Source organism: Burkholderia sp. ZZQ-2 (assembly GCF_050768715.1).
Taxonomy (GTDB): Bacteria; Pseudomonadota; Gammaproteobacteria; order Burkholderiales; family Burkholderiaceae; genus Burkholderia; species Burkholderia cepacia.
Window position 1 is genome coordinate 55,025 of record NZ_LDVA01000346.1, and the last position, 14,744, is coordinate 69,768.

Consider the following 14,744-nt stretch of genomic DNA (forward strand, 5'->3'; position numbering starts at 1 on the left):
GGTTGAACCGGACGCTCACGCAACCTGCAATGGCGGCCGGTACGTCCAGACGGTCTTTTGCAGCAGGTGGAGCGTGGTCCGGTTTCGTCATCGCCGACCTTGCTCGCAGGCATTGCACGGGCGCTGGACGTGACGACGCCGGACTGCTCCGAAATGCCATCGGGGAAGGTTCGGCTGAGCGCGGTGATCCGCTCGAGTTGTCCGGCTTCGCAGATTCGGCACATCGGTTCGCCGGATCATGAATACGGCGGGAGGACGTCAGTTCGAATGAATCCTCTAGTGCGTGCTCGTGGCCAAGGCGCGCCCGGAAATCACCGCGCAGGGGGCAAGTTTCTTCGCGTGATCGACGGTGAAGTTTCGCCGGAGCTGGAAGGCAAGGTATTGATGCAGCAAACAGGCGACTCGGCACATTCTCGATCCACGGTGCCGTAGGGCTGGAGCGACAACGGAAGCAAGGAAGCGGCTTTGGTCCAGGTGGGGACGCCGCGATTGTTCTGATCGAAAGAGTGCCGGACAGGTCGAGATGCGCGGTGCTTCTCCGCATGCAATTTTGAGGATGACGAAATGATTGATTTGATTATGCCGATTTGGCGAATATGACGCTGGCCGTTGCGGCCGAGACGACGCGCAGGCCGTGCGCCGTCATCTGCATTCGAATACGACACAACCCGTTTCAAACAATCCCAAAACCACTCCTGACTGTGAAATACAGATGAAAAACAAAAACATCAACGTCAGCGTTATCGCTGTTGCCGCATTTGCCGCATCTTCGGCAGCAATGGCGCAGTCGTCGGTCACCCTGTACGGCATGCTCGATTCGGGTATCGGCTACACCTCGAACATCAATGGCCACAAGCGGTTCGGCCTCGACGGGGGCGCCGTAGGTTCGAACAAGTGGGGCCTCAAGGGGGACGAAGACCTCGGCGGCGGCCTCAAGGCGGTATTCAAGATCGAAAACGGTTTCAATATCGGTACGGGCGGCATAAACGGCCAGGGGCCGATTGGTGCCACGCGTTCGTTGTTCAACCGCCAGGCATACGTCGGCATTGCTTCCGATCGGTACGGTACGCTGCGCATGGGGCGCCAGCTCGATGCCGTAACGGAAATGGTGCAGGGCCTGACGGGCGACGCCATTTCAGCGTCGACATTCTCGACCCCGGGCGACGTCGACAACAACGACAACACGACGAACCAGAACAGCGCCGTGAAGTACATTTCGCCGGTCATCAACGGCTTCCAGGCTGAAGGCGCGTACTCGTTCGGCGGTGTTGCCGGTGCGATGGGTTCGGGGCAATCGTGGTCGGTGGCGGCGAACTACGCTCAAGGCGGCCTGACCGTCGCCGGCGGTTACTTCCGTGCGGCCAACCAGGGTGAGAACGGGTGGCAGAACGCAACGGCACAACCGGGTTTCGGTACCGCGCTGGGCTATCCGAGCTCGGGTTATAACGGTGGCAATGCGTTCAAGAGCGCGGGCATCGCCCAGGTCGCAACTCAATACCAGATCGGTCCGTACACGGCGGGCTTGCGGTACTCGAACGCGCAGTATCAAGGCAACAATGGCCAGCCGTCGATCCACTTCAACGTGCTGGGTGCGCTCCTGCAGTACCAGGTCACCCCGGCGTTGTCGCTGGCCACCGGGTACACGTATGTCTACGGTTCCGCAGCCACGCCCAGCCAGGCTGCCGAAGGCCGCACGATGGCTTCGATCAACCAGGCGTCGCTCGGTGCCATGTACGCGTTGTCGAAGCGCACGTCGGTTTACGCCGTGGGTGCCTACGTCCATGCCCAGGGCGCTCAGGCTTCGGCTGCCGACTTTGGCAACACCTCATCGGGCGGTAACCAGGTTCAGGTCAACATCGGCATGCACCATAGCTTCTGATCTTCAAATTGCAGGCCCGGAAGCCCGGAGTAGTGGACGCACTACGCCGGGCTGGCAGCATTCCGGTGGTTCCACATGACCATGAGCGCTCGGATCGTCAACGATTCGAGCGCTCGTGTCAGACGGCCGCAAGCGGCCGGGGCGCAGCTGGCCGCCCGATCTCGAGTCTCGTCCGCGAATCGCCCGGACTTCACGGCAGCCGTGGACGGCTTCCATCCCGCCATGAGCGCCGCCGCCGGTCCATGCGACGCCTTGTCACCCGCGTGTAACAAAAAGCCCTGCTGAAGCCGGGGGGGTGTCTCGGCCGCATTGACGGTTCACCCGTCCCGCAGCCGCTCGACTTGCCGGCGCGCAGCACGAATGTCGGCACGGCACTCAACTCTTCCAAGAATCTGTCGTTAACTCAGGGCGGCTGCCTCCGAGTGGGCGGCGCTCCGGCGTCTGAACCCGCTGGACAAGGGATCGTCAAATGCGACGTCGCGGCTCATGTGCCACGCTCGCCGCCGCGACGCCTCACACGATGGGTCAATGCCCCGTCTGCGAGTTCGATGAGTACGCAACCATTCGAGGCGAGCGAGATCGCACCGCGCCTGTCGCCGCGGGCGAGCCTGAAGGTTGCCGGATCGAAGCGCGCCGGCGAGGGCTTTTCGTCTTGGTTAGAGAATGTATCCGAGCAGCTACGATGTTCCGATTGCGCGCCTCGTCGCGCGTCAGATTCTGTCCTGCACGCCCGCCACGCCGGTGCGGGAGGTCGCGCGACGCATGTTCATCGAGCGTTGCAGCTCGATCGTCGTGATGGAGGATGAACAGGTCGTCGGGATCTGGACCGAGCGCGATGCACTGTCGGCCGGCGACGATCCGCACGGGCTCGATCGGCCGGTCAGCGAGGTAATGAGCCATCCGGTACTGACGCTCGAGGCCAACACGCCGCTGGGTGAGGCCGCGATGAAGTTCAAGCAGTCGGGCGTCCGGCACTTCGTGGTGGTCCGCGACAACGCCGCGATCGGCGTGCTGACGCAGACCGACGTCGTCGTGAACCAGGGGCCGGAGTTCTTCCTGCACCTGAAACCGATCGAATCGATCCGCGTCCATCCGCCCGTCGTGGTGTCCGAGCAGGTCGCGCTGCACGACGTTGTCACGCAGATGCGCACGCAACGACTCGATGCGATCCTGGTCGGCTACGACGACGGCGAGCACGGCATCCTGACCGAGCGGGACATCGTCCGGCTCCTGGCGGAAGGCGCGTCCCAGGGCGCGGTCGGGGCCTACGCGAGCAAGCCGCTGCAGATGCTGAGCGCGAAGCAGAGTTTGTATACAGCACAGCGCTTCATGACCGAGCACAATATGCGGCACGTCGGCATTCGGGACGAGGCGGGCAGGCTGACCGGGCTGCTCTGTTTCGCGGACGTGCTGCAGAGCATCGAGCATGAATACGCGAACGAGTTGCGCAGCGCCGTGCGCGAGCGCGACGAAGCGTTGGGTCTCGCGCGATTCAACCTGCGCATGGCGGATCGGGTGTTCGAATCGGCGCTCGAAGGCATCATGGTCACCGATCGGCACGCGAGGATCGAGCGCGTCAACCAGGCCTTCACGCGCCTGACCGGGTACACCGCGGACGAAGTGATCGGGCGCAACCCGGGCCTGCTGAGTTCCGGGCGCCAGACGCCGGATTTCTACAAGCAGCTGTGGCATTCGCTGACGACCGATGGCCACTGGCAAGGCGAAATCTGGAATCGCCGCAAGACCGGCGAGCTGTTTCTGGAATACCTGACGATCACCAGCATTCGCGACAACGATGACGAGATCTCGCACTATGCGGCGATCTTCTCCGACATCACGCAGCGGCGCCAGGCGGAGGAGCGGCTGGGCTATCTCGCCACGCACGACGTGCTCACCGATCTCGCGAACCGGGCGCTGTTCGAGGAGCGGCTCGCGCACGCGATCGCTCACGCGAAGCGGCTCGGTCGCAAGGTCGCGGTGATGTACCTCGATCTCGACCGCTTCAAGCTGGTCAACGACACGCTCGGCCACAACGCCGGCGACGAGGTGCTGAAGCAGGTCGCGGAGCGCATCGTCGCGTCGGTGCGCGCGAACGACACGGTGGCGCGCATGGGCGGTGACGAATTCGCGCTCGTGCTCGAGGAATTCGACGATGTTCGCGACGTCGGGCGCGTTGCACGCAAGCTGCTGGACGAAGTGGCGCGGGCGATCGATGTCGGCGGTCGCGAGATCTTCGTGACGCCGAGCATCGGCATCAGCATCTATCCGGACGACGGCACCGAGGCGGAGCACCTGATCCTGCTCGCTGACCAGGCGATGTACGGCGCGAAGAGCCGCGGCAGGAACGTGTTCCAGTTCTTCGAGAGCAAGATGACGTCGTCGGCGATGGAGCAGCTGGAGACGCTCGGCGAGCTGCACCGCGCGCTCGAGCAGAACGAATTCCGGCTGTTCTACCAGCCGCAATACGATCTGGCCAGCGGCCGGATCGTCGGCGTGGAGGCGCTGCTGCGCTGGCTGCATCCACGCAAGGGCCTGGTGCCGCCGGGCGACTTCATCGGGCTGGCTGAGCGGTCGGCGCTGATCGTCCCGATCGGCCGGTGGGTGCTGCGCGAAGCCTGCCGACAGGCGCGCCGCTGGCTCGACGAGGGCTTCGAGTTCGGGCGGGTGTCGGTGAACGTGTCGGCGCGGCAATGCTTTACCGACCATTTCCTCAGCGACCTGACGACCATCCTCAGCGAAACCGCGCTGCCGGCCGAATGCCTGCAGCTCGAGTTGCTCGAAAGCATGGCGATGAACACCCGCGAGGAAATCGGCATCCTGCTGCGCGAACTGGCGACACGGGGGATCAGCCTGGCGATCGACGATTTCGGTACGGGCTATTCGTCGCTGGTATACCTGAAGGATCTGCCCGTCGATACGCTGAAGATCGATCGGTCGTTCCTGACGGACTGCGGTTCGGGCAGCACGGATGATGCAATCGTGCGCGCGATCGTTGCGATGGGGCGCGCGCTGGGGCTCGATGTCGTGATGGAGGGCGTCGAGACGGAGAAGCAGCTCGCGTTCCTGCAGGAAATCGGCTGCCACCAGGTGCAGGGGTTTCTGTTCGCGCGGCCGCAGCCTGCTGAACAGCTAGCCGGGATCTCGTCGCGTCGCGGTGTTGAGTTGCTGACCGAGTGAGGCGGTGGGGTATCGATATGTCAGCAGCCGAGGTTTCCCGCGATCGCGCTGCTGCCGCTTTTGAACGACAGCATGTCCGTCACCTTGCCGGTATAAAAATCGACGATTTCACCGCCATGCGTCAGCAGCCGGTCGCCGAACCAATCTGCTGCCAGTCGCGCGGGCGGCCCACGGTGACGTTGAATGGCATGTTCGACCGCACCGGTATGTGCGTCGATCACCAGATCCTCGCCCCAATTGCAGCGTGCCGTTTCCGGCAAGGGTAAGCACAAATGGCTGCCACTCTCGTTGAACAGGATGTTGGCCGAGCGAACCTCGCCAAATTCGCCAATATCGCGCGACCATACTATCGAGCCATTCCGGTCATAACACAGCAATTGATTGGTATCGCTCGCGACGAACATGATTGACCCATCGCGCGCAAAGCGCAGGCGCTTGATCTTGCCGCCCGCCGGGAGGTTGACCTTATTGATCTCGCCGCTGCGGCAATTCACGGTCAGCACCGAGTTCCTGGTTCGTTCGTCTGGAGCCCAAAGGAGTCCGTCGACCGGATCCACGTCGCCGAAACGTGCATCGAAATCACGCGCGACAGGATCGCCATGTTTGCCGGTGTCCAGATCGATCACCACCGGACGGCCTTTGTCATTGCTCTTGAAGGCGCTTACCAGCGCATAGCGCCCGGAAGGATCCAGGCGTGTCCAGAACGACAGAAACTTGTCGGTCTGATGCAGGACGGCGCCATCGGCAACTACGGTCAAGCGGCTGCGGTTGGTATTGCGTGCGACTATCCACGACGCCGATGCCAATGCAAGACGACGGCCGTCGCGCGATACATCACATACCGTATCGTCCGTCTGCGCGCCGGCGACCGATGTAATCGTTTTCGAATCACGGTCGTATTGCACTAACGCCGGGTCGGGAAGGAAAGCGTCAGTTTGGTCGAAGAACACGAGACCGCGGGGTACATCGATGTACACAAGTAACTCCGGCAAGAAATGCGCAAAAGACGTGTCGATCGCGATTGTTTGGGTTAGAAGTGACGCCTTGCGTCGGCGGATCATGTCCTGATTATCAACAGACTGGCACGTGGCGTCGAGCGATTGGTCGTGGGCGGCTGGTCGGAGCTGGTTGACCGTGGTCGACCCTCAACGGACGCTCGCTTCCCTCCGAAGCGGTCGTTTCACTCGCCTCGCGGCGCAATGATTCGTTCAACCTTCAATTAATCCAACAGCACTCGGTATCGTCCGGCTAACGTTGCGGTCAATCTTCCGACATCGTTCAGTTCATCGTCGTGCAGATAAGTGTGCATTCCAAGCTGCTGCGCCACGACCAGATTCGCAGGCGTGTTGTCCACGAAAACGGCTTCCTCTGGGCCGATATGTAGTTCACGCAATGCTCTCTCAAAGATCGTTGGGCTCTGTTTTCCCACACCATGCTCGGCCGACACGATTACTGGATCGAACAATTCATCGAGTTGTTGAGATTTTCTCAGGCAATCGAGCCTGTCTTTTTTATTGTCCGTGATGATCCCAACGGCATAGCGCTTTCTGAGGTCACGCGCCAAAGCAAACATGGCATCGTTCGTGGGCGTGCTCAGGAATGCCTGTTCGAGTAGTGAGAAATCGAGCTCATGCTCAATTAACTTGCATACATAAGACCAGATAGCCTTATGTGTCGTTCTCCCGAGGATCAAGTCGGCGTTGTAGTATGAGAAAGCTTTCTGGATCAGTTCGTAATCTACGCCCGAAGCATGGCTTAGATATTTGTTGGTCGTGAGTGAACCAGTCTTATCTGTCGTGAGAACTCCGTCGTAATCAAAGAAAATCGCTTTTATCACGCTCGCTCCATTTGATGTTGCCGGCAGAACATGGTGGGTGTCTGCTTAGGTTCGTCGCCGTCGATGTAGCTTCGCGCGTCTCTTTGTGGAGGGCCACCCGACTATGCAAGAAGCATATCGCGACACAATCATGGCAGTCCCACTGTTCCACAGAGGTTGATCAATCCGTGCACCGGTCAGCTTGGCACGATTATTACGCCAGGCCAACGTTTTTGATATTGCTTCTGTTCAATTCGCTTTCGATAGGTGTAGACGTTTACACGCGCCGGGTTGCGCCGAACCACCATTGCAAAAAGATCGTCAAGCCCATACGGTGCAATGACGTTAATCGAGTCGTCTTCTAGTAGCGTTAGTCCGACCGATGTCGCGAACTCAGGCCACGACGCGACAGCGTGTTCCAACGATACAAACGGCGAAACCGGATGACCAAAAGCTGCTTCGAACCATGTGTGCACGGCGGCCTGATTGGTGACCTCCCAAGGATATTCAGGATATTGCGCCGTGAGGCTGTGCTGGATTTCGGCATCGCGAATCGACGACAAATCGGACGGGTCGAAGTAGGCTAAATCGACGTCGGCTAGGCATGTCGGAGTCGCATATCCGTGGAGCGAGTCCCAGACCAAATTGCGAATGGCCCCTGCGCCAATGCACCAGGATTTCAGGCCCATTGCACGTGACGCCGAGAGAGCCGACATACACCAAGATGACTGCCGGGCTATTTCGACTAATCTTTCATTGAGACTCATCGCGGATCTACGTGGCCTAAACGAGCAGCTCGGATCAGATTGTCTCCAAATCCAGCAGCACTGTCGAGTGACAGAAACTGGCCGGCAAGCGACCGCTTGCCGGCCGTGATGCCATCAAACCTCCGTCTGCTCCGCCATCTCAAGGGCATCGTCGACCTCGATGCCGAGATAGCGAACCGTACTTTCCAGCTTCGTGTGTCCGAGCAGCAACTGCACCGCCCGAAGGTTCTTCGTCCGCCGGTAGATCAGCGAAGCTTTTGTGCGGCGCATCGTATGGGTTCCGTATGCAGTATCGTCAAGGCCAATCGATGCAATCCAACGATGTACCAGCCGGGCATATTGCCGCGTCGACAGATGCGGTGACGTGTGCGACCGACTCGGGAACAGAAAATCCGCTGCCTTCAGTCCTCGCGCTTCGATCCAAGCTTCGAGGCTCTCACGGGTCCGTTCCGTGATCTCGAATTGCACCGGCCGCTGGGTCTTCTGCTGCATGATTGTCGCTCTGGACGCCACGTGGCTTCCGTGGCGGACATCTTGAACCAGCAACCGCGTAAGATCGCACGCTCGGAGCTTGCTATCAATTGCGAGATTAAACATCGCGAGCTCACGAAGGTTCGGCGCCATTTGAAGTCGCGTCCGAATCGCCCAGATTTCTCGGGGTTTTAACGGCGGCTTCTGCCCGGTGAGCTTGCCCTTGTTCCATGGCGCACGGTCACGAACGACGACATTCTCGGATTCCATGACAATCTCCTTTCAAGCAAAGCGAGATTGAGTGCGCGCTTATCCGGCGGGCGCTATCGACCCGGAGCAGCCGCTCAACGAAATACACTTCCGAGGTCCGCTCCTGGCGCACAGGAGCCATTCGTCGAACCTGAACGCCTTCAATGTCTGTCACGTCATATCGCCGAAACGCAATTGCGTTTTGAGGTAGTTCAGAAAAGCTTGCAGCTTGGGCGAGGGAACCAGCTCTCGCGGAAACAGTGCGTTCAAATCCTGCGGTGGACCTATCCATTCGGGCAGCACTCTCAGTAAGCGCCCTGCCTCGACTTCGGGAGCCATGCTGGCATCCATAGCCAGCAACAAGCCTTTTCCGGCGCGCGCGGCGTCAAGCATAAGTGCGGGGTCGCTGGCGACGATCACCGGTTCCAGCGCATAGTGAGTCGCCTTCCGTCCCGGCTTGCGCAGGGGCCAGGTATAGCCGCTGTCGCTACGAGCCTGATGAAGTGCGAGCGCAGGATGGAGCCGGAGTTCATCGGGAACGGCCGGCGCACCGTGCCGTTCGACATAGGCGGGACTCGCATAGACCGACGTCGAAAAAGTCCCGAGCCGCCGCGCCACGAGACTGGAATCGGGAAGGACGCCAAGACGCAGAGCGACGTCCACTTCGTCATCGAAAAGATCCAATGGCACGTGCGTCGCCAGAATATCGAGCCGCACATCGGGATAGCGAGAGGAGAACCCGGCGATCAATGGCGCGATCCACGTGACGCCGAACGAATACGGAAGCGTCACGCGCAGCCAGCCTGCGGGCGTGCCGCGAATACGCTGCACGGCATTCTCTGCCTCGTCGAGCTGTGTGCAGATAGTGCGGCAGTGCTGGAAGTAAGCCGTACCGGCCTCGGTCAGACGCAGTTTGCGCGTGGTCCGGTGCAACAGGCGCGAACCGAGGTGCGCCTCGAGTTCCCGCACTCGCCGGCTGACCGTCGTCTTGGGAATCTGCAACGCGATCGCTGCCGCAGTAAAGCTGCCTGATTGCACGACGCGAATAAATACAAGCGTGTCGTTGAGATCCCTGGTCATCGACGGCAATATCCGGACTGAGCATTTGTTGATGGCTTGAGCCTAGCATAGAGATTGTGCCGCTGATGGCTCAATCTTTGCTGTAAGAACGGGCTAATCACCAGCCCGCGCCTGCAATATCTTGTCGCCTTCAACCTGGAGGCGCACATGAATCTCAGCGAATACGCAAGTCACGATGCAATTGGGCTTGCAAAACGCGTGTCGGACCGCGAAGTCACGCCTGCCGAGCTTGCCGAACTCGCCCGTTCGGCGATCGAGGCCGTCAATCCCGCGATCAATGCGGTTATCGAGCACTGGCCGGCCAGCGATAGCGGAGGCAACCCGGAACACTGCACTGGTCCGCTTGCTGGCGTCCCGTTTCTGATCAAGGATCTTGCGGTTGCCATGAGCGGTAAGCGGCTGGAACTCGGGAGCCGGCTCTCCGGTGACGTTGTCGCCCCGGCCGATTCGTGGCTCATGTCGCGGTTCCGCGCCGCTGGACTCGTTACGATTGGCCGCACGACTACGCCCGAAATGGCGTTCAGCACGACCACGGAATCCACGCTCCAGGGTGCAACGCGCAATCCCTGGCAGCCGGATTCGAGCGCCGGCGGTTCGAGCGGTGGCGCCGCCGCCGCCGTCGCAGCCGGCGTCGTCCCACTCGCGCATGCTACCGATGCCGCCGGCTCGATACGGGTGCCGGCAAGCTACAACGGCTTGTTCGGACTCAAGCCGACGCGCGGGCGCAGCTCGAACGGGCCAGCCCTCGACGAAGTCTTCGCAGGATTTGGTGTGCAACTTGGCGTGAGCTGGAGCGTGCGGGACAGCGCCGCGCTACTCGATGCGATCCAGGGGCAGGCGATCGGCGAGCCTTACCTGACCGCTGCGCCGGAGTACAGCTTCCTGTCGCAGGTCGAGCGCGAACCTGGCAACCTCAGGATCGGCATGATGACCGATCCGTGGAGCGCGGATCGAACCGACCCGGCAATCGCGGCAGCGGTGGAATCGACGGCACGTTTCCTGGAAGAACTCGGTCACACGGTATTCGAAGTACGGCCGTCACTGGGTGTCTCGTGGGACGCGTTTGTGCAGATGAATGCAACGATCTGGACGGCGACGCTGGTCGGCTGGATCGAAGGCCTTGCTGCCGCAACGGGACGCCCGATCGATGAGACGACGCTGGAGCCCGCCACATTGGCCTGTTATCGCTATGGCAAGGAAGAAAAGGCGTCCGCATTCGCCGCCGCTCTGGCGATGCGCAACGTTGTGACACGGGCTGTCGGGCATTGGTTCGAAGACTTCGATGTGCTGCTAACGCCGACGCTGCCGCAAATGCCACCGCGCATTGGAGAGTACGGCGAGGGCGCGGAATCGATGAACGGCCTCGAATGGACTCAGCGAGTATTCCGGCATTCGCCTCTTACCCCGCCGTTCAATGTCGCCGGTGTTCCTGCGATGTCGGTGCCGCTAGCAAGTCATCCCGAAACGGGTCTGCCGATCGGGATGCAGTTCGCGGGGGCATTCGCGCGAGAAGATAAATTGCTGCGACTCGCAGGGCAGCTCGAACGCGCACGGCCGTGGATCGATCGGCGGCCCGTAGTTTGGGCGGGACGTCAGGAGTAACCGCGACAACGAGTGCGTTTCATGCGGGCGGCTCGGTCCGCCCGTCTTTGCCTGCGCTCTCACGCAAAGGTAACCTGCCGCCGAACCGTGAACATCTATGCGTTCATGGATGTCGACGATCTTGCTGCTGATGTCGAACGTCCCTTCCTGCGGCGGCAGCCGCTTGCTCTCCCCAGCACCTGGCCAAAGATTGTTGAACGTCTCTATAACCCTTCTTGCGCGAACGTGACCGATTCGCTTGCAATCGGCGTTTAACCCGGAATTCATCACCAGACGAATTCGTGCGATAGCAGGTCACCAATCGCATTCAGAACGTGTGCTCGTAATTCAGTCGAACGTGAACCGTGTCGGCATTGCTATGGCGAATGTGCTTGACGAAGGTCAACCAGGTAAAAGCTGACCGCGCGAAAAATTGCCGTGTACGAGATCGTCGGTTGCCACTGGGGGACATTCATGAGCACCACCACTTCACCCGTCCAGGCCGTCCCCGCTCTGCGGCGGGTGCTGGTCGCCGTCGACGGTTCGACCGCATCCGCGCATGCACTCGCGTATGCCAAAGCGTTCCTCCCATCGAATGCGGCGGTGCACATCATCAGCGTTGCGGAAAATCCGAGAACGCTCGTCCCGCTCGGGTCGAAAACCATGGCGTTCCTCGAATCCGCGCGCGTCGAGTTGCTCAGGGATGCATCTGATGCGGTGTCGCGCGCCAAAGCCGCAATGGATCGCGACGATCTCGTCATCGACACGGAAGTCATCGACCTCGCCACACGAGGCGGGGATGTCGTGAATGCACTGGCCGACAGCGCGCAAACCTGGCAGGCCGAACTCCTGATCGTCGGCGCACGTCAGCATCATGGCTTGCTCGGATGGGTCGAAGGGACGGTTTCCGGCCCGCTCGGCAAACTCATCGGATGCCCGCTGCTCATCGTTCCGGAAGGTTTCGCGTCGGTTGCCGAGCATCTGCCACGGCGGATGCTGTTCGCCGTTGACGGAAGCGCGATCGCACTCGACGCATTGCGGACAGGGTTGGCATTCTCGCGGGTCGACACCGAATTCCGTGCGATATACGTGGTTGATCGCCCCCCAATGCTCGGCGACTTCGTCCTTGGCGGGGCACTGGAAGAAGCATTGATCGGCGAAGGAAATCATGTGCTCCAGGGTGCCACGGCCATAATCGAAGGCACGGCCAGACATGCGCAGTCGCAACTTGTTCACGCAGATCGAACCGGCGCGGACGTTTCCCATCTGATCGTGCGCGACGCGCTCGAATGGAATGCGGACATGATCGTCATGGGCACTCACGGGCGGCGAGGCGTGACGGGCTGGCTCGTCGGCACCGTGGCCGGGCGCGTGGCGCGCATCACGAAAACTCCGGTCCTGCTCGTCCATGCGTCGCGTGCGTGACGCGCGTCGTCGTCACGCATCCGCACCCACGGCGTGGAACAGTTCCTCCTCCTGAGCGCAATGCAGGCGCACGATCGCTTCCAGCCCGTACAACAAGCGCTGTATCGCCTGCACCTGCGTGGTGTTCGTGCCGTCGCGCGGCAGGTCCACGACCATTTGTCTGAGCGATCGGACCATCTTGAAGATCTCCCGGTGCGCGCCGCTCATCGCAGCCAGCGGGTCCTCCCCGCCGAGAAGCGGGGCAAGGCGCGCGTAGACGTCCCGATCGTCGGCGCGTTCATGCGGCAGCAGCCGTTCGTCGAGCGAGTCGATCATGTGGACCAGCTCGCTGGCGATGGCGACCCCGGATAGTCCAGGCAGACGATCCGCGAGATCCCTGATCTGGTCCAGCAACGGTGACAATGCCGTGTGCTCGCGCCTGAGCTGCTCGACGTCGACATCGTCGAGCCGGGCGTTCGTCGGCCTCGGGCGATCCAGCAACACGCGCAACGCATTGACGATGACGGCGACGTCGATGACTTCCTGAATCACCGCGCCGGCAATCGGCTGCAGGAATCCGGCCGCCGCAATCGTCATCGCGACGACCGACAGCGACATGCCGGCCACCACGCTCTCGAGTGCGATTCGGCGCGACCGTCGCGCGATACGTATCGCATCCACGAGTCGATCCAGCCGATCGACCAGCAATACCACGTCGGCCGCTTCGGATGACGCGGCCGCCCCCCGCGCACCCATCGCGATACCGACGTCGGCGGCCGCCAGCGCCGGCGCGTCGTTCACGCCGTCGCCGACCATGATCGTCACGCCCTCCTTGCGCGCGGCCTGAATCGCGACGAGCTTGTCCGTCGGCGTCTGCTCGGCACGCACGTCGGTGACACCCAGCAACTCGCCGACGGCCTGGGCGATGTCCCGCCGGTCGCCGGTGAGCATGACGAGGCGCTCGACGCCTTCGCGCTTGAGCAGCCGCAATGCCCGCGGTGTTTCCAGCCGCACCTGGTCGGCCATTTGAATCGCGCCGATCATGACGCCATCCACGCCGACGAATACGGCAGCCCCGCCCTCGCTGACGACTCGCGCCAGGAATGCGTCGCTCCACGGCGCAATCGTCGCGCACACAGACACGTATTCGAACTTGCCGATTGCAACGGTCCGGTTGTCGACCTGGCCCGTCACGCCTTCGCCGGCTGTTTCGATGACGGCCGACGGCAGCGACAGATCGATGCGACGTTCACGCGCCGCGACCGTCAGCGCGTCCGAGATGATATGGCCCGATGCTTGGGCCAATGACGCTGCAAAACGCAGCACATCGTCCGCTGCGACGTCCGCGCCGCATTCGATCGCAACGATGCGCGCCCGTCCTCCCGTCAGCGTCCCGGTCTTGTCGAAGAACAGAATTGTCGCTTGCGCAAGACGCTCCAGCGCACCTCCGCCCTTGACCAGAATGCCGCGTTTCGAGCAACGCGACATGCCGGATACGATGGCGACCGGCACGGCGAGGATCAACGGACACGGCGAGGCCACGACGAGCACGGCAAGCGCACGTGCGACGTCGCCGGTCAACAGCCACGCGATACCCGCGACGAGCAGCGATGCGAGCACGAAGAACGCTGCGTAGCGATCCGCGAGACGCACGGACGGACTGCGCTCGCGTTGCGCACGCTCGACCATGCGAACGATGCCGGCAAACGTGCTGTCGCCTGCCGTCGCGCAGGCAACCATTTCGAACGGCGCGCCGGCGTTGACCACGCCGCTGCATGCGGTTTCCCCGGAACGGCGTCGCAGGGTGGACGATTCGCCCGTCAGCATGGACTCGTCCAGTTCCGCGTCGCCGGTCAATGTGCCGTCGACGGGCACGAACTCGCCGCTCCGCACGAGCAGCCTGTCGCCGGGGACAAGGGTGTCCGGCGCAACCGAGAGCCATTCCCCGTTCTCGAAACGGGTCGCCTGCCGGGGAACGCGGCCGAGCAGTGCGCTCATCTCGCGTTGCGCGCGGTCCTGCGCATACCGCTCCAGCGTCCGCCCGCTCGCCAGCATCAACGCAATCACGGCCGCCGCAAGCGTTTCGTCGAGCACGACCGCCAGCGCGATCGCGAGCCACGCGAGCACGTCGATGCCGGCCTGCCGCCTCATCACGGCCTTGACTAGCGAGACCGTCAATGCGAGCAGGACCGGCAGCGTCCCCAGCAGCCAGGCGAATCGCGCGAGCGACGGCTGGCCGAACGCCACGCATACGCCGCCGCCGGCGAGCGTGGCGGCCGCCAGAATCAGCAACACGAGATCGATCGACCAGGGGACTCGG

The 14,744-nt window shown here is 61.9% G+C and carries 11 protein-coding genes; 5 read left to right on the plus strand and 6 right to left on the minus strand.

The window, feature by feature from the left end:
- Positions 1 to 712: 712 nt before the first annotated feature.
- Entirely contained in the window at positions 713 to 1,879 is a 1,167-nt protein-coding gene (locus tag ABY44_RS33150; protein WP_059683025.1) for a porin, read from the plus strand.
- A 663-nt stretch (positions 1,880 to 2,542) separates the two neighbouring features.
- Positions 2,543 to 5,056: an EAL domain-containing protein gene (locus tag ABY44_RS33155; protein ID WP_060170233.1), complete on the plus strand. Its 2,514-nt coding sequence runs from the start codon at positions 2,543 to 2,545 to the stop codon at positions 5,054 to 5,056.
- A 20-nt stretch (positions 5,057 to 5,076) separates the two neighbouring features.
- Here the strand turns inward: ABY44_RS33155 and ABY44_RS33160 are convergent, their stop codons facing one another.
- The 5 genes from ABY44_RS33160 to ABY44_RS33180 form a co-directional block, all read right to left on the minus strand.
- Positions 5,077 to 6,117, minus strand: coding sequence for a YncE family protein (locus ABY44_RS33160; protein ID WP_196487959.1), 1,041 nt, complete (start codon positions 6,115 to 6,117; stop codon positions 5,077 to 5,079).
- 158 nt (positions 6,118 to 6,275) lie between these two features.
- Positions 6,276 to 6,893, minus strand: coding sequence for an HAD-IA family hydrolase (locus ABY44_RS33165; RefSeq protein WP_059693523.1), 618 nt, complete (start codon positions 6,891 to 6,893; stop codon positions 6,276 to 6,278).
- Between the two features lie 176 nt (positions 6,894 to 7,069).
- Positions 7,070 to 7,639 (minus strand): nucleotidyltransferase family protein, encoded by a 570-nt coding sequence (locus ABY44_RS33170; protein WP_081066056.1) that lies wholly within the window; start codon positions 7,637 to 7,639, stop codon positions 7,070 to 7,072.
- Between the two features lie 114 nt (positions 7,640 to 7,753).
- Positions 7,754 to 8,380: a tyrosine-type recombinase/integrase gene (locus ABY44_RS33175; RefSeq protein WP_060170237.1), complete on the minus strand. Its 627-nt coding sequence runs from the start codon at positions 8,378 to 8,380 to the stop codon at positions 7,754 to 7,756.
- 150 nt (positions 8,381 to 8,530) lie between these two features.
- Positions 8,531 to 9,439, minus strand: a complete 909-nt coding sequence (locus ABY44_RS33180) for a LysR family transcriptional regulator (RefSeq protein WP_060170239.1) — start codon at positions 9,437 to 9,439, stop codon at positions 8,531 to 8,533.
- Positions 9,440 to 9,586: 147 nt separating this feature from the next.
- Here ABY44_RS33180 and ABY44_RS33185 point away from each other — a divergent pair, with 147 nt between their 5' ends.
- The 3 genes from ABY44_RS33185 (at position 9,587) to ABY44_RS33195 (ending at position 12,445) form a co-directional block, all read left to right on the plus strand.
- Positions 9,587 to 11,041, plus strand: coding sequence for an amidase (locus ABY44_RS33185; RefSeq protein WP_060170241.1), 1,455 nt, complete (start codon positions 9,587 to 9,589; stop codon positions 11,039 to 11,041).
- A gap of 87 nt (positions 11,042 to 11,128) precedes the next feature.
- Positions 11,129 to 11,296 (plus strand): hypothetical protein, encoded by a 168-nt coding sequence (locus tag ABY44_RS33190; protein ID WP_155637827.1) that lies wholly within the window; start codon positions 11,129 to 11,131, stop codon positions 11,294 to 11,296.
- Positions 11,297 to 11,494: 198 nt separating this feature from the next.
- Entirely contained in the window at positions 11,495 to 12,445 is a 951-nt protein-coding gene (locus ABY44_RS33195) for a universal stress protein (RefSeq protein ID WP_060170243.1), read from the plus strand.
- Between the two features lie 12 nt (positions 12,446 to 12,457).
- Here ABY44_RS33195 and ABY44_RS33200 read toward each other — a convergent pair.
- The coding region (locus tag ABY44_RS33200) for a heavy metal translocating P-type ATPase (RefSeq protein WP_431643348.1) at positions 12,458 to 14,744 on the minus strand (2,287 nt) is incomplete at its 5' end.

Coding starts and splice junctions, on each gene's coding strand:
- ABY44_RS33150 (WP_059683025.1), top strand. CDS start 713: ATGAAAAACAAAAACATCAACGTCAGCGTTATCGCTGTTGCCGCATTT.
- ABY44_RS33155 (WP_060170233.1), top strand. CDS start 2,543: ATGTATCCGAGCAGCTACGATGTTCCGATTGCGCGCCTCGTCGCGCGT.
- ABY44_RS33160 (WP_196487959.1), bottom strand. CDS start 6,117: ATGATCCGCCGACGCAAGGCGTCACTTCTAACCCAAACAATCGCGATC.
- ABY44_RS33170 (WP_081066056.1), bottom strand. CDS start 7,639: ATGAGTCTCAATGAAAGATTAGTCGAAATAGCCCGGCAGTCATCTTGG.
- ABY44_RS33175 (WP_060170237.1), bottom strand. CDS start 8,380: ATGGAATCCGAGAATGTCGTCGTTCGTGACCGTGCGCCATGGAACAAG.
- ABY44_RS33180 (WP_060170239.1), bottom strand. CDS start 9,439: ATGACCAGGGATCTCAACGACACGCTTGTATTTATTCGCGTCGTGCAA.
- ABY44_RS33185 (WP_060170241.1), top strand. CDS start 9,587: ATGAATCTCAGCGAATACGCAAGTCACGATGCAATTGGGCTTGCAAAA.
- ABY44_RS33195 (WP_060170243.1), top strand. CDS start 11,495: ATGAGCACCACCACTTCACCCGTCCAGGCCGTCCCCGCTCTGCGGCGG.